Here is a 15,316-nt window from a genome sequence, read left to right on the forward strand (position 1 = left end):
CGGATGAAATGTGCTTTAATAACAGGTGGCTCCAGAGGTATAGGCAGGGCAATATGTGTGAAGATGGCCGAAATGGGGTACTATGTACTGATCAATTATAAAGGAAACGAAGCTGCTGCAACTGAAACGCTGGAGGCTGTAAGAGCAAAAGGAAGTGATGGAGAACTGTTGCAGTTCAATGTTGGTAACAACGAGGAGGTAATAGCGGTATTAGGCGCCTGGGTGGAGAATAATAAGGAAAAACAGATCGAAGTACTGGTGAATAATGCCGGTATACGGGAAGATAACCTGCTGTTCTGGATGAATGCGGAACAGTGGAGGAATGTGCTGAATATCAGTCTGGATGGCTTCTACAATGTAACCAAACAGGTACTGAACAATATGCTGATGAAGCGTTACGGACGCATTATCAACATCGTATCACTTTCCGGTATCAAGGGGTTACCCGGACAGACCAACTATTCAGCAGCAAAAGCTGGTGTCATCGGTGCTACCAAAGCGCTCGCGCAGGAAGTGGCGAAACGTGGCGTAACAGTGAATGCTGTAGCGCCTGGTTTTATCAAAACTGATATGACAGCGGAGCTGAATGAGAAGGAGCTGGCAGCACAGGTACCTATGAACCGTTTCGGTACACCGGAAGAAGTGGCGGAAGCTGTCGCATTTTTTGCTTCGAAGGCATCCTCTTATATCACAGGAGAGGTGTTGTCTATTAACGGAGGACTATATACTTGATTCAATCAGGAATTAAGAATTAGAGATCAGGACTATTCAGCGGAGATCTTGCTGCATTCAATTCCTGGTTCTTCATTCCTGATTCCTGATGCAAATTGACTTACATGAACAGAGTAGTGATAACAGGACTGGGAATATATTCCTGTATCGGTAAGAACCTGGAGGAGGTACGTGATTCATTATACAAAGGTAAATCCGGTATTATCCTGGATCCAGCCAGAAAAGCGTTCGGATACCGTTCTGGTTTGACAGGTTATGTAGACCGTCCTGATCTGAAAGGAATACTTGACCGCCGTTCCCGCACGATGATGCCGGAGCAGGCGGAATTTGCATATATGAGTACCCGTGAAGCACTGGAGCAGGCAAAGATCGATCCTGATTATCTGGAGAAGACAGATGTGGGTGTGCTGTTTGGTAATGACAGTTGTTCTAAATCTGTAATAGAAGCAAACGACATTATACGGGAGAAGAAAGATACGATGCTGGTAGGTTCCGGGTCTGTGTTTCAGACCATGAACTCTACTGTAAATATGAACCTGGCGACCATCTTCAAGCTGAGAGGGATCAACTTCAGCGTGAGTGCTGCATGTGCCAGCGGTTCACATGCTATCGGACTGGGTTATATGTTCATCCGTAATGGTATGCAGGACTGTGTGGTATGTGGTGGTGCGCAGGAGATCAATATTTACTCCATGGGGAATTTTGACGGTATTGCTGCATTTTCTGTAAGGGAAAATGATCCCGGTAAGGCCAGCCGTCCGTTCGACCGCGATCGCGATGGACTGGTGCCAAGTGGTGGGGCTGCAACCGTCATACTGGAAAGCCTGGAGTCAGCGCAGCGCAGAGGCGCTACTATTCTGGGAGAGGTGATCGGTTACGGTTTTTCCTCTAATGGCGCACATATTTCGAATCCGACAGTAGAAGGTCCTGCCCGTTCCTTACAGATCGCGTTAAAGGACGCTGGTTTGCAGGCGAAAGATATCGAGTATATCAATGCACACGCCACCAGTACACCGGCAGGAGATGCGAGTGAAGCAGCAGCGATAGACCAGGTATTTGGTGAGTCCAAGCCGCATGTCAGCTCTACCAAGTCCATGACAGGGCATGAGTGCTGGATGGCGGGTGCGAGCGAGATAGTCTATTCTATGCTGATGATGCAGAATGGGTTTATTGCGCCGAATATCAACCTGGAAAATCCTGACGGCGCAGCTGCCCGTTTAAATATTAATAATACCACCATTAATAAAGATTTTAATATATTTTTGTCTAATTCCTTTGGCTTTGGAGGGACTAATTCGTCCCTGATAGTCAGGAAATGGACGAAATAAGTAGCTAACTGTCAACACTTTTAACATCACAACATCCGGCAATAGTTAATATCTGCCCGGATATTTTTACCTTTGAGGGGAACTAAACATGCGCCAAGCAGGTTGATCAGGTGAACTATTTATTGGAAGACAACATTTGAAGAAACATCAGTCCGGATTAACAGCCAGTCTAAGCGAGTATTTAATTTCTGAATAACAACGTATATAGTTCAACCTATATCCTAGAGTTACACTGATATGGACAAACAAGAAATCATAAAAATCACGAATGCATTCCTGGTAGAGGAATTTGAAGCTGATGGGGACAAAATTACACCTGATGCCAATCTTAAAGCTACCCTTGATCTGGATAGCCTTGACTATATCGATCTGGTAGTAGTGATAGAGAACAACTTCGGATTTAAAGTAAATCCTGAGGATTTCCAGGGAATAGCCACATTCCAGAACTTTTATGATTACGTGGCTGATCGTATCAAACAAAAGGAACTGGTATAATGTCTTCCTGGGAGGGGAAATCCAAGGGAAATAAGCTGGGGTACAGTATTTTTATAGGGACATTGCGTTACGGGGGCGTACTGCCTGCTTATGTATTATTGAGGTTTGTAGCCGCATATTATTTTTTGTTTTCCTATAGCTCCTCACGCCCCATTTTTCAATACTTCAGAACCAGGGTCGGTTACGGCTGGTGGCGTTCGCTGATAAGTGTTTACCGGAACTATTACGTTTTCGGTCAGGTACTTATTGACAAGGTCATCGTTATGTCCGGTATCAGGAATAAGTTCACCTTTGAGTTTGAAGGTGAACAATACCTGCGGGAGATCACTGCCGCAGGTAAAGGAGGTATTATGCTCAGTGCTCACCTGGGAAACTGGGAAGTGGCCGGGCATCTTTTCCGTCGTTTGGAGACACGGATTAACATTGTCATGTTTGATGGCGAACATGAGCGTATAAAAAAATACCTTTCATCCGTTACAGGAGAACGTAATGTGAATATTATTGTTATTAAGGATGATTTGTCGCACATTTACGCTATTAATGACGCATTAAGCAATCAGGAACTGGTATGTATGCATGCGGACAGGTTCCTGACTGGTAATAAAACAGTGACTGTTCCCTTTCTGGGAGCAGATGCCCGTTTCCCGGCAGGTCCTTTCCTGCTGGCTTCTACGTTCCGTGTACCGGTGTCCATGGTGTTTGCTTTTAAGGAAAGTAATACACATTATCACCTGTATGCGACCCCGCCACGGGAATATCATGGCCGCCGCAGGCAGGGCGTTGAGAATGCAGTGCAGGATTTTGTACAGGAGCTGGAAGGAATGGTGAAGAAATATCCTGCGCAATGGTTTAACTATTATGATTTCTGGGAGATGCCAGAAGAAAAATAAATGGATCTTATGTTCATCCACACCGACGACATTACAGCATATATTCCGCAACGTACGCCTATCGTTATGATCAGTGGTATATTGGAAGTAAGGGACAATATTACACGTACCGGCCTGCAGATTGCGGCCGATAATCTTTTTGTGGAAGATGGTGTGCTGCAATCCCCCGGATTGCTGGAAAACATGGCTCAGACGGCTGCTGCCCGTGTCGGATACATTGCGTTACAGGAAAACACGCCTGTTCCTATTGGCTTTATCGGCGCCGTAAAAGACTTTGAAGTCTTTGCATTCCCACCTGCCGGTTCTTTTATCGAAACTACCACTGAAATACAAAGTCAGGTGTTTAATGCTACGATGGTAGCAGCAAAAGTGACCCTGAACGGACAATTAATGGCACAATGTGAACTGAAAATTTTCATAAACCCTTAAAAATCCATTTGTAATGACCACCTTAAAGAAATGCCTGCTGGCAAGCCTTGCGCTGATATTAGTATGCCTGTCCACAGGTAATAGCCACGCACAGACCCTGAAGGATTTTTTCAATGATGAGTCTACCCCATTGACTTACCTGGGTGTTGACTTCTCCGCTGTCAGAATAGAGGGAGAAGCCGCTACTGCCGCTGAAATTGTTAGCAAGTTTGAACCCATCAACTCAGTGATCCTTACAGAGTCCAAAAAGTATGATGTAGCCGGCAGTTTCAAAAGAGCCAGCGTTACGAACTCACTCGATGCTGTGAAAAAACTGAATGCTGGTGTAAATCCGGGTACTATTAAGACAGACAATGCCGGCGACCTTGATAAGGGTTTAACAACTGCTGATATCGATAGGCATGTGAAAAAATATGACCTCTCCGGTAAAAAAGGTATCGGGCTGGTATTCATTATGGATGGTATGAGTAAAACCAATAAGGAAGCATATGTCTATGCGACACTTATTGATCTTGCCAGCAAAAAAGTACTGCTGACAGAACGGATGACTGGTAAGGCACAGGGTTTCGGTTTCCGTAACTACTGGGCTTACACGATATATAAAGTGCTGCATTCCATAGATCATGGAAAATATAAAGAATGGAAGGATAAATCGGCTGCTACAGCAGATACAAAGGTAGCTGTAGCCGGTAGTCCCTCCAGGCAAATGACAAAATAATCAGGAAAAATAAAGATGATGAACCCTGTATTGACCGAGAGTGCGAACATACTTGTGAAGTTCAATGAAGCAGATCCGCTGGGGATCGTATGGCATGGACATTATGTACGCTATTTTGAAGATGGGAGAGAAGCATTCGGTGAAAAATACGGGTTGAGATACCTCGATATTTATAACGAAGGATACACCGTACCCGTTGTGAATGTACAATGCAATTATAAACGCTCTCTGCGTTACGGAGACCGTGTAATTGTGCAGACTAACTACGTTAATACCGCTGCTGCAAAAATTAAGTTCGAGTATAAACTCTACAATTTTGTAACCGGTGAACTGGTGGCAGACGGTACTTCGGTGCAGGTATTTCTTGATGTGCCTACATCTACCCTGCAACTGACCATCCCGCCGTTTTTTGAGAAATGGAAAACAACCCACGGTTTGATCCTTCCTCCTAATAATGTGAAATGATGAAAAGTGTGTACGTAGTGGCGGATAATATTCTATCTCCGCTGGGCAGAACAACAGAAGAAAACTTTGCAAATGTGAGCAACGGGCAAAGCGGCATCAGTCTGCACGACGATCCCGGCATGTCCGCAGCGCCTTTCTACGCCGCTATGATGGCGGATGGCCAGCTGGAGAGCAGCTGGAATGAAGAAAGCCTGGACCAGTACACAAAGTTTGAACAACTGTTAATCCTGTCTGTACAGAATGCACTGGACAGAACATCCATTGACATTACCAATGGCCGTACTGCCTTCATCGTATCTACTACGAAAGGGAATATCGAGCTGCTCGAACAACAGGAGCATCCTGCGAATGCGCCTTTGCAGGAAATGGAGCTGTTTACAACAGCAAAAAAAGTGGCGCGCTACTTCAATTACACACAAGATCCTATTGTAGTCAGCAATGCCTGTATCTCAGGGTTGCTGGCTATTTTAACAGCCAGAAGGCTGATATTGTCAGGTCAGTACGATCATGCGGTAGTGACAGGTGCAGATGTGGTGACCCGGTTCGTATTGTCCGGTTTCCAGTCGTTCCAGGCTGTCAGTAGTGAACCATGCCGGCCTTTTGACGTTTCACGTAAAGGGGTGACCCTCGGTGAAGGCGCCGCTACAGTGATCATGACCAGTGATGAGCAGTACCTCACACCGGCAGCTATCCGCGTCGGAGCAGGGGCGGTGAGCAATGACGCCAATCATATTTCCGGACCTTCCCGCACCGGGGCAGAGCTAAGCGCTGCCATGCAACAGGCGATGAAGGGGTCGGGACTGACGCAGGCAGATATCGGTTTTGTTTCCGCACATGGTACGGCAACCCTGTACAATGATGAAATGGAATCTAAAGCATTGCATCTGGCCGGATTGCTGGATGTGCCGGTAAATAGTCTGAAAGGCTATTATGGGCATACCTTAGGGGCTGCCGGACTGATAGAGGCAGTGATCGGTATGCATGCCCTGCAACAACAATTAGTGATACCTACAATTGGCTTCCGTGAACTGGGTGTACCGCATCCGGTGAAGGTGAGCAATCAGATCAGCAGCAGACCAATGCAGCATTTCCTGAAAACAGTATCAGGCTTTGGTGGTTGTAATGCAGCTATGATATTTTCGAAATAATCTAATCTTAATTCAGAATGGAGTTTTTTACTAAAGAGACGAAAACAGCACTACAGGCACAGGAAGCAGCATTAAGACTGGCCTTTGCACCAATAGCATTCCAGGCCACCCGCGCGTTACGCGATATGGGATTACTGGATGCTATCAGTGACGCCGGACAAACAGGGCTGACCATCGATGAAGTAATAGAAAAAGTGTCCCTGTCCCGCTATGCCGTGCGCGTACTGCTGGAGGCTGGTCTGGGTATTGAACTGCTGATCATTAAAGACAACAGGTACATTCTGACCAAGACGGGTTATTTCATTCTGCATGACAAACTGACCCGTATCAACATGGACTTTACCCAGGATATCTGCTACCTCGGCATGAATCATCTGCAGGAGAGTTTACGGGAAGGCAAACCTGCCGGTTTGAAAGAACTGGGTCCATGGGATACCATCTACCCGGGGTTACCCCTGCTGCCTCCTGAAATAGGAAAAAGCTGGTTCGAATTTGACCACTATTATTCCGATCTGGCATTCCCCCAGGCACTGCCGATCGTATTTGAAAATAAACCACGCAAACTGCTGGACATCGGTGGCAACACTGGTAAATGGACACTGGCAAGTACCGCTTACGATAAAGACGTGCAGGTAACCATGTTCGACCTGCCGGGTGAAATCGCCATTGCACAGCAAAGAGCAAAGGAAGCAGGCGTCGCTGACCGCGTCTCTTTCCATGAAGCCAATATCCTGGATGAAAGTCTGCCTTTCCCTTCCGGTTTTGATGCCATCTGGATGAGCCAGTTCCTCGACTGCTTCTCTGAAGAGCAGATCGTGTCCATCCTGAAACGTTGCGGTAACGCATTAACTGCAGAAGGCACCATCTTTATTCTGGAACCTTTCTGGAATAAACAACGATTCAAGGCTGCCGCTTTTTCATTACAGCAGACATCCCTGTATTTCACAGCGATGGCAAATGGTAACAGCCAGATGTACCATACCGACGATTTCTTCAAATGTATTGACGATGCAGGATTGCAGATAATCGGAGAACATGAGATCGGTCTGAGCTATACGCTGCTGCGATGTAAGAAAAAATAATCCATGTAACACTTCATATCCCATGACCAGAGAAAAAGTAGACGTATTAGTAATCGGTGCAGGCCCGGCAGGTTCCGTGGCGGCTTCCATTATTCACCAGGCGGGTTATTCCGTTAAGATTGTGGAAAAGCTGACATTTCCCCGTTTTGTGATCGGAGAAAGTTTGCTGCCTCGCTGCATGGAAGCCCTGGAAGAAGCAAAATTCATCGATGCGATCAAAGCACAGGGCTTCCAGGAGAAGTTTGGTGCTAAATTCGTCAAAGGTGATAAGGTCTGTGACTTCACTTTCAAAGAGCAGCATACCAAAGGCTGGGAGTGGACCTGGCAGGTAACAAGAGCTGACTTTGACAAGACCCTGGCCGATACGGTAGCATCAATGGGTGTACCAGTGTCCTACGAAACGACAGTAACCGATATCAGGTTCAATGGATCAGATTCTGTAACGACCGTAGAAGACGTCAATGGTAATAAAAGTGAGATAGAAGCCCGTTTCATTGTAGACGGAAGTGGTTATGGGAGAGTGATCCCACGTCTGTTCAACCTGGAGAAGAACTCAGTGTTACAGCCGCGTAAGGCGTTGTTCGCACATACAGTGGACGCTCGTCGTTCCATGGCGGACGAACCTAACCGTATCACTGCTGTGGTACATAAACCAGGTACCTGGATATGGATCATTCCTTTCTCCACTGGTATCACTTCTGTAGGCTTCGTAGGCGATCCGTCATTCTTTGATGGTTTCCCGGGTACACTGGAAGACAAATACCGTGCAATGCTGGAATCAGAGCCATTTACCAGAGAGCGATTCCGTGATGTGGAACTGGTGTTTGAACCGCGTGTACTGGAATCATGGTCGGCTACTACTGATAAGTTCTATGGAGATGGTTTTGTACTGACAGGTAACGTAACAGAATTTCTCGACCCTATTTTCTCATCTGGCGTAACTTTGGCCTGCGTTTCTTCGCAGACAGCGGCCAAACTGGTGATCAGTAAGCTGAAAGGGGAGAACGTGGACTGGGATAAAGAATACATGGAACCGACCATGCAGGGGGTGAATACCTTCCGTTCTTATGTAATGGCATGGTATGAGGGGACGCTGGATAAAATATTTTTCTCCGATGAGAAACGTCCGGACGTGAAAAACCAGATCTGTTCAGTATTGGCAGGATATGTATGGGATATGACTAATCCATACGTGAAAAATCATGATACTGCGCTGAAGCGTCTGGCACGTACGATTGAATTATCAGAAATCATAAAACAGGACCAATAGTTTGTATAACGGCGAGGCATATATAACAGGTAGCTGCGTGATCCGGAACAACCGGGTTTACAAAGATGGCGCATTATTGTGGGAGGCACCGCAGGACCAGGAATTACCGGAATTTCTACGGGCAGGATATGATCATTTCGCTGGTCAGTATCCCAAGTTTCACAAAATGGACCCGCTGAGTAAACTGGGATGGCTGGCTACGGAAGTACTGCTGAAGGATCAGCCGTTGTCAGTCCCGCCGGAAAGAACAGGATTGGTACTGGCAAATAAAAGCGCCAGTCTGGACACGGATCTGCGGTATTTCGATACCGTGAAGGATATTGCCAGTCCGGCGCTTTTTGTATACACACTGCCTAACATTGTCATGGGCGAGATCAGCATCCGTCATGGTTTTAAAGGAGAGAATGCCTTTTTTACCATGGATACCTTTGATGCCGCATTCATCGCAGGATATGTTACGCAGCTGTTTGCAGAAGGTGCTGTTTCAGCGTGTATCTGCGGATGGGTGGAGGTCATGGGGCCTGTGTATGATGTATTCCTTTACAGGGTAGAGCAGCAGGGAGCAGGTGTTTTATTTAACACCGGCAATCTGCAAGAGATAATAAGCATTTAAATCATTTAGAGTTAATATAATCATGGAAAATTTGATGGCGGCGCTGAAGGCGCAGATCGTAGAACAGCTGAACCTGCAGGAAGTAAAACCTGAAGATATCGGGGATGATCAACCATTGTTCAAAGATGGCTTAGGGCTGGATTCTATCGATGCGCTGGAAATCATCGTATTGCTGCAGCAGCATTATGGTATCCGCATTGCCAATCCTGAGCAGGGGCCGGAAATATTCCATTCCGTGCGTACCATCGCTGAATTTATTACCGCCCACCAAACCAGTAAATAATGCATAGTGATGTATGGATTGCCGGAGGCGGCGTCATTTGTGGCATAGGCAATAACCTGTCTGAATGCCTGACTGCATTCAAACATATGGAGCCGGGCATGGCCCATATGGAGTATCTGCACTCCATACACCGCCATACATTTCCCGTAGTGGAAGTAAAAGCGGCAAATGAGACCCTGGCCGGTTGGACAGGTATGTCTGCAAAACTCAGCCGTACCGCGCTTCTCAGCCGAGTGGCAGCTGAGGAAGCCTGGCAAAGCACCGGTCTTGGAGATATACGGCAGTACCGGGTAGGTTTTGTTTCTGCGAATACAGTCGGCGGTATGGATAAGACGGAAGACTTCTTTGCAGACTATCTGCAGGACCCGTCCCAGGGTCATCTCAGTCAGGTCGTACACCATGAATGTGGCGCGATCACTGAACTGGTGGCCGATGCAATGGGCATCCGTCATCATATATCGACGATCAGCACCGCCTGTTCGTCAGGCGCTAATGCGCTGATGTATGGCGCAAGACTGATCAAAAATAACCTGGTAGATGTGGTCATTGCCGGTGGAACCGACGCGCTGACCCGTTTTACCCTGAATGGATTTAATACCCTCATGATCCTTGACCAGGCTGCCTGCCGCCCTTTCGATGATACGCGTACCGGGTTGAACCTGGGAGAAGGTGCAGGTTATGTTGTGCTGGTAAGTGATGCACTGGCCGCTGAAATGCCAGTGGGCAAAACGCCATGGTGCAGATTAAGCGGATATGCCAATGCAAATGACGCTTATCACCAGACAGCCTCTTCTCCTGATGGTACAGGTAATTTCCTTGCCATGCAGGGGGCAATGGAAATGAGTGGGATCAAACCGGAAGATATCAGCTATATCAATCTGCATGGTACGGGTACCCAGAATAATGACGTGGCAGAAGGCAGCGCTATTGCCCGCCTGTTTGCACCGCATTATCCACCGGCCAGCAGTACCAAATCATTCACCGGCCATACACTGGGTGCCAGTGGTGGTATTGAGGCCGTGTTCTCTGCCTGGGCGGTGAAGGAAGGGATCATCTATCCGAATGCCAATTTCAGCAAACAGATGAAAGAGCTGCCATTTGCGCCGGAGACCAGATTTTCTACAGGCAATAAGATACAGCATGTGATGTCAAACTCATTCGGGTTTGGCGGTAACTGCTCCAGCCTGGTATTTTCAAAAAGCGCACAATCGTAAAATATGAACATCTATATACAAGGAACGGGTTGTGTGTCACCACAGGAAACTGCCAATGGTGGTCCATTCCCTGAGCAGGTGCTTCCCTGGGAAGGTGCGCGTATGAAAGCGGCGGAGCCTGATTATAAGCAATGGATAGATGTAAAGCTCATCCGCCGTATGAGCCGTGTGATCAAAATGGGGGTTGCTGCTGCTCAGCTGAGCTTACAGGATGCCGGCATAGAGAAACCCGACGCTATTATCACCGGCACCGCTTACGGCTGCCTGGATGATACCGGCGTGTTCCTCTCAAAGATGATCAATCAGCAGGAAGAGATGCTGACGCCTACGGCGTTCATCCAGTCCACCCATAACACCGTAGCCGGACAGATCGCCCTGATGCTGGGCTGTCATGGTTATAACAATACCTTCGTTCATAAAGGTTTTTCTTTCGAAAGTGCACTGCTGGACGCATCGATGATCCTGAAGGAAGGCCGCTCCGGCACCATCCTGACAGGAGCAATGGATGAACTGACCAATCATAGCTTTAACATCCTCTCCCGTTTCGATATATACAAAAAAGAGGTGGTTACACCTGCTGAACTGTTACATAGCCAGACGCATGGTACCGTGGCAGGAGAAGGCGCTGCCTGCTTTGTACTGGGAACGGAAAAAGGGGCGAATACGGCCGCAAAACTGACCGGAGTGACTACCTTGTACAAACCCGGAGGGAAGGCGGAAATTTCGGCAGATATAGCCGCTTTTCTGGCCGCTCATAACTGTAGTGAGGATGAAGTCAGTCTGTTCATCAACGGGCGCAATGGTGATGCCAGTGGAGATGAGTGGTATGAGCATATGGAAAACAGTGCGTTAGCCGGTAAGCCGGTGGCCTGTTTTAAACATCTCTGTGGAGAATATCCGACTGCTGCAGCTTTTGGCATGTGGCTCGGTGCAAAGGTGATCGCTGCACAACAGGTGCCGGCAGCGGCCCTGTATAAAGGGACTGCGCCTGATGCTATTAAAAAGGTACTGATCTACAATCATTATAAACAAACGCATCACTCGCTGATATTGTTATCCGCATGCTGACACACCGTACTGCAAATATCGGCCTGATCGTGTTGCTTGCGGCGGCGTTACTGGTGCATAACCTGTGGACGGCGCTGCCCTGGTGGTTGTTTGTACTACTGCCGGTGCCTTATGTGGCCGCACTGGTGTGGGGTGCATGTAATATCGGGTCAGATTTTTACGTTCCGGTAGTATGTGCAGCAGAGACACAGGAAAAGAAGATGGCTATCACATTTGATGACGGTCCCCTGGAACAGTATACACCGGTTATCCTGGATATACTGCGTAATGAACGGGTGCCTGCTACCTTCTTTTGTATCGGTAGCCGCATAGGGGGAAAAGAAGCATTGTTGCGTCGTATAGATGCCGAAGGGCATGTGATCGGAAACCACAGTTTCTCCCATCATTTCTGGTTTGATATGTTCGGGCCGGATAAGATGCTGAAAGAATTACAGTTAGTAGATGATACGGTGGAACAGGTGACCGGCAAACGGCCCCGTCTTTTCCGTCCACCTTATGGTGTAACAAATCCGAACCTCGCCAAGGCGATCAGAAGAGGACATTATACACCGGTAGGCTGGAATATCCGTTCACTGGATACAGTAGCAAAAGATAAACAGGCGCTGCTGGAAAGAATAAAGAAAGGTGTCCGTCCGGGCGCGGTGCTACTACTGCATGACTCCATGGAAGTGACAGTCCAGGTACTGCCTGCGCTGATACAATACCTGAAGCAGGAAGGATATATCATTGAAAGAATAGACAAATTATTAAATATACCCGCTTATGCGTAGATGGCTTTTGATATTGGGTTGTATGCTTTGCGTTCTCCCCGTGATGGCGCAGTCTGGTTTTAAACCGGTAGCCGACGTAGCCGCTTTCAAACAACAGTTTGCAAAGGCTTCTCAGGCGACGCAGTCCATACAGTGTGATTTTGTGCAGGAGAAGAATCTCAGTATGCTTGCTGATAAGATCGTGTCCAAAGGCAAGTTCTGGTTCAAGAAAGACAATAAGGTGCGCATGGAATATGCCCAGCCATCCTATTATCTGCTGATCATGAATGGTAAGGAGATCAAGGTGAAAGACGGACAGAAGGAAAACCGCGTTTCTACAAAAGGTAATAAGCTGTTTGAGCAGATCAATAAGATAACCGTTGACTGTGTACAGGGCAATATTGTGAATAACGCTGACTTCAACACGAAAGTGCTGGAGAACGGGCAGTCTTACCTGCTGGAAATGACGCCGGTCAATAGATCACTGGCGCAGTATTTTAAATCCATTCATCTGCTGGTAGACAAGAAGGATTACTCCGTATCAAAGATTGAAATGTATGAAGCCGGTGGCGACGATACCACTATCAGCTTCGTGCATAAACAACTGAATGTAAATATTGCAGATGCGGTCTTTGCTGTTAAATAGTATACTGGCCATGGGACTGTTGTCCGGCTGTTCTTCTGCTTATAAACACCTGCAGCCGGCTACGGCTGATGCAGCCTGTATTACGCAGTTCCGTCCGCAGTTCCGCAATACACTGTATAGCACACAGGTGGATGTGTTGAAGCATCATCTCAGCGGATTACTCTTCTTTAAGCAGATGCCGGATAGTAGTCTGCGGGTGGTATTCGCCAATGAAATGGGCTTTAAGTTCTTTGATTTTGAATTTACGAAAGATGGCGGTTTTGTAAAACATTACATGCTGCCTAAGATGGATAAAAAAGCAGTGGTTAAAACACTGCGTGGTGATTTCGAGCTGGTACTGCTGCGTCCTGATCTGGCAAAGGCACATGTGATGCAGGATAGCGGTTATCACTACACCGTCGTGCCGACGGAAAAAGGCAATAATTATTACATTACAGATGCTGCCTGTGAACGGTTGGACCGGATTGAAAAGTCTTCCAAACGTAAGCCGGTAGTAAAAGTATGGATGGAACATTATGCCGCTGGTGTACCCGATACGATCAATGTTCGGCACCAGGGTTTTAAATTTAATATTTCACTACAACGCGTACAGAAATAATGTTAGCAGGAAAATTATATACACTTGAGCAGGAGCAGACGGCAGGCGAAGCAGGCACTTACCAGGTGTTATGGAATGCAGCGCATCCCGTATTTGAAGGACACTTCCCGGGGCGTCCTGTAGTACCAGGTGTTTGCATGATGCAGACCGTCCAGGAATTACTGGAAAAACTGCTGCAAAAGAAAGTATTGTTTAAAAAGGCTTCCCAACAGAAGTTCCTGAATATGATCGATCCGCACGTGCACCCGCGTGTCGGGGCGACTGTTCAGTATAAGCTGCAGGATGGTGAAATAAAAGTGACCGCTTCCCTGAAACATGAAGACCTCACCTTCATGAAATTCCAGGGAACATTTGTTGATGCATAATGACCGATACCATAACATATCACGATCAGTTCACTGCCCAGAAAACGGCAGTACTGGTGCCAACCTACAACAACGCAAAAACACTGGAAGCTGTTATAAGAGATGTGCTCTCCTATACTTCCCATGTGATCGTTGTGAATGATGGCAGCACAGATGGAACTGCCGCTATCCTGGATACCTTTCCGCAGATACAGAGAGTTGACTATACACCCAACAGGGGTAAGGGAATCGCGCTCCGCCGTGGTTTCAGATATGCTGTTGAACAGGGCTATGACTATGTGATCACCATGGATGCCGACGGGCAGCATTTTGCGTCCGATCTGCCTGTAATGCTGGAGAAGCTGGAAACAGAAAGAAACACTATTGTCATCGGCGCACGTAATCTGCAACAGGAAAATATGCCCGGCAAGAACACGTTCGCTAATAAGTTCTCCAACTTCTGGTTCTATGTGGAAACAGGCCTGAAAGCACCGGACACACAATCCGGCTATCGCCTGTATCCGGTATACGCCATGCGCAACATGCGTTTCTGGTGCACCAAGTATGAATTTGAGATCGAAGTGCTGGTGCGTAGCTCCTGGAAAGGTATTAAGATCGACTGGGCGCCTATTAAAGTGTATTATCCACCTGCGGACGAAAGGGTCTCCCATTTCCGTCCGTTCCGCGATTTTTCGCGTATCAGTGTGCTGAATACGGTACTGGTGACGATCGCATTCCTGTACATCAAACCAAGGGATTTCATCCGCTATCTCCTGAAACCGGAAAGCTGGCGCAGTATGTGGTATGACCATGTGCTTAATAAGGAAGAGTCTAATTTCAGGAAGGCGATCTCCATCGGCTTTGGCGTATTTATGGGCATTATACCGATCTGGGGTTTCCAGATGGTCACTGCTATGGCGCTGGCAGTATTATTCCGCCTCAACAAGGCACTGGTATTTATGTCCTGCCATGTCAGTCTGCCTCCCATGATCCCTTTTGTCATCTTCGCCAGCTTCGCCACCGGCAGGGTATGGGTCAGGGATGGTAGCTTATTATTGCCATTCAGTACAGATCTCTCACTGGATATCATCAAACAGAATTTATTTCAATATTTAACAGGCGCCTGTACACTGGCGGTGGCAGCAGGTTTGCTGGTTACCCTGGTTGTATATGTGCTGCTGGCCATCTTCCGTAATGATCCGGCCAGACAGCGACAGGCACGCTAGTATTCGGTATTTAAAAAT

General features: G+C 47.3%; 19 protein-coding genes. All 19 read left to right on the forward strand.

All coding sequences use genetic code 11. The features are described 5' to 3' along the window. Positions 1 to 3: 3 nt before the first annotated feature. The 19 genes from fabG to GWR21_RS24790 all read left to right on the forward strand — a co-directional run bounded on the left by fabG (position 4) and on the right by GWR21_RS24790 (position 15,298). On the forward strand, positions 4 to 732 hold the full coding sequence (gene fabG, locus GWR21_RS24700; RefSeq protein ID WP_162334301.1) for a 3-oxoacyl-ACP reductase FabG: 729 nt from the start codon (positions 4 to 6) through the stop codon (positions 730 to 732). Positions 733 to 836: 104 nt separating this feature from the next. Beyond that, complete coding sequence (locus tag GWR21_RS24705) at positions 837 to 2,060, forward strand: beta-ketoacyl-[acyl-carrier-protein] synthase family protein (protein ID WP_162334303.1); 1,224 nt, start codon at positions 837 to 839, stop codon at positions 2,058 to 2,060. 237 nt (positions 2,061 to 2,297) lie between these two features. Further along, positions 2,298 to 2,555, forward strand: a complete 258-nt coding sequence (locus GWR21_RS24710; protein WP_162334304.1) for a phosphopantetheine-binding protein — start codon at positions 2,298 to 2,300, stop codon at positions 2,553 to 2,555. Then, entirely contained in the window at positions 2,555 to 3,445 is an 891-nt protein-coding gene (locus GWR21_RS24715; RefSeq protein ID WP_162334306.1) for an LpxL/LpxP family acyltransferase, read from the forward strand. The genes GWR21_RS24710 and GWR21_RS24715 overlap by 1 nt, the downstream gene beginning before the upstream one ends. Before the next feature lie 9 nt (positions 3,446 to 3,454). Next, positions 3,455 to 3,874: a 3-hydroxyacyl-ACP dehydratase gene (locus GWR21_RS24720; protein ID WP_162334308.1), complete on the forward strand. Its 420-nt coding sequence runs from the start codon at positions 3,455 to 3,457 to the stop codon at positions 3,872 to 3,874. Positions 3,875 to 3,887: 13 nt separating this feature from the next. Further along, the gene (locus tag GWR21_RS24725) at positions 3,888 to 4,592 is read left to right on the forward strand and encodes a hypothetical protein (protein ID WP_162334310.1); all 705 of its coding nucleotides are present in this window, start codon (positions 3,888 to 3,890) and stop codon (positions 4,590 to 4,592) included. 18 nt (positions 4,593 to 4,610) lie between these two features. Further along, entirely contained in the window at positions 4,611 to 5,057 is a 447-nt protein-coding gene (locus GWR21_RS24730) for an acyl-CoA thioesterase (protein ID WP_162334312.1), read from the forward strand. After that, positions 5,054 to 6,205, forward strand: a complete 1,152-nt coding sequence (locus GWR21_RS24735; RefSeq protein WP_238429995.1) for a beta-ketoacyl-[acyl-carrier-protein] synthase family protein — start codon at positions 5,054 to 5,056, stop codon at positions 6,203 to 6,205. The genes GWR21_RS24730 and GWR21_RS24735 overlap by 4 nt, the downstream gene beginning before the upstream one ends. 17 nt (positions 6,206 to 6,222) lie before the next feature. After that, entirely contained in the window at positions 6,223 to 7,287 is a 1,065-nt protein-coding gene (locus GWR21_RS24740) for a methyltransferase (protein ID WP_162334314.1), read from the forward strand. A gap of 22 nt (positions 7,288 to 7,309) precedes the next feature. Then, positions 7,310 to 8,557: an NAD(P)/FAD-dependent oxidoreductase gene (locus GWR21_RS24745; RefSeq protein ID WP_162334316.1), complete on the forward strand. Its 1,248-nt coding sequence runs from the start codon at positions 7,310 to 7,312 to the stop codon at positions 8,555 to 8,557. 1 nt (position 8,558) lies between these two features. Beyond that, positions 8,559 to 9,170 carry a beta-ketoacyl synthase N-terminal-like domain-containing protein gene (locus GWR21_RS24750; protein WP_162334317.1) on the forward strand — a complete coding sequence of 204 codons (612 nt, stop codon included), beginning with the start codon at positions 8,559 to 8,561 and terminating at the stop codon, positions 9,168 to 9,170. Between the two features lie 22 nt (positions 9,171 to 9,192). Next, a complete protein-coding gene (locus GWR21_RS24755) occupies positions 9,193 to 9,453 on the forward strand; it encodes a phosphopantetheine-binding protein (RefSeq protein ID WP_162334319.1) in 261 nt (86 codons plus the stop codon). Continuing rightward, positions 9,453 to 10,667: a beta-ketoacyl-[acyl-carrier-protein] synthase family protein gene (locus tag GWR21_RS24760; RefSeq protein WP_162334321.1), complete on the forward strand. Its 1,215-nt coding sequence runs from the start codon at positions 9,453 to 9,455 to the stop codon at positions 10,665 to 10,667. Before GWR21_RS24755 ends, GWR21_RS24760 begins: the two co-directional genes overlap by 1 nt. A gap of 3 nt (positions 10,668 to 10,670) precedes the next feature. Beyond that, entirely contained in the window at positions 10,671 to 11,735 is a 1,065-nt protein-coding gene (locus GWR21_RS24765) for a beta-ketoacyl synthase N-terminal-like domain-containing protein (RefSeq protein ID WP_238429997.1), read from the forward strand. Beyond that, complete coding sequence (locus GWR21_RS24770) at positions 11,729 to 12,505, forward strand: polysaccharide deacetylase family protein (protein ID WP_162334323.1); 777 nt, start codon at positions 11,729 to 11,731, stop codon at positions 12,503 to 12,505. Before GWR21_RS24765 ends, GWR21_RS24770 begins: the two co-directional genes overlap by 7 nt. Next, positions 12,498 to 13,130 carry an outer membrane lipoprotein carrier protein LolA gene (locus GWR21_RS24775; RefSeq protein WP_162334325.1) on the forward strand — a complete coding sequence of 211 codons (633 nt, stop codon included), beginning with the start codon at positions 12,498 to 12,500 and terminating at the stop codon, positions 13,128 to 13,130. The genes GWR21_RS24770 and GWR21_RS24775 overlap by 8 nt, the downstream gene beginning before the upstream one ends. Further along, positions 13,108 to 13,728, forward strand: a complete 621-nt coding sequence (locus GWR21_RS24780) for a hypothetical protein (RefSeq protein ID WP_162334327.1) — start codon at positions 13,108 to 13,110, stop codon at positions 13,726 to 13,728. The genes GWR21_RS24775 and GWR21_RS24780 overlap by 23 nt, the downstream gene beginning before the upstream one ends. After that, positions 13,728 to 14,093 carry a 3-hydroxyacyl-ACP dehydratase gene (locus GWR21_RS24785; RefSeq protein WP_162334329.1) on the forward strand — a complete coding sequence of 122 codons (366 nt, stop codon included), beginning with the start codon at positions 13,728 to 13,730 and terminating at the stop codon, positions 14,091 to 14,093. Before GWR21_RS24780 ends, GWR21_RS24785 begins: the two co-directional genes overlap by 1 nt. Next, the gene (locus GWR21_RS24790; RefSeq protein ID WP_162334331.1) at positions 14,093 to 15,298 is read left to right on the forward strand and encodes a DUF2062 domain-containing protein; all 1,206 of its coding nucleotides are present in this window, start codon (positions 14,093 to 14,095) and stop codon (positions 15,296 to 15,298) included. The genes GWR21_RS24785 and GWR21_RS24790 overlap by 1 nt, the downstream gene beginning before the upstream one ends. The last annotated feature ends 18 nt before the right edge of the window (positions 15,299 to 15,316 follow it).

The sequence above is a fragment of the Chitinophaga agri genome, from assembly GCF_010093065.1.
GTDB classification, from domain to species: Bacteria; Bacteroidota; Bacteroidia; order Chitinophagales; family Chitinophagaceae; genus Chitinophaga; species Chitinophaga agri.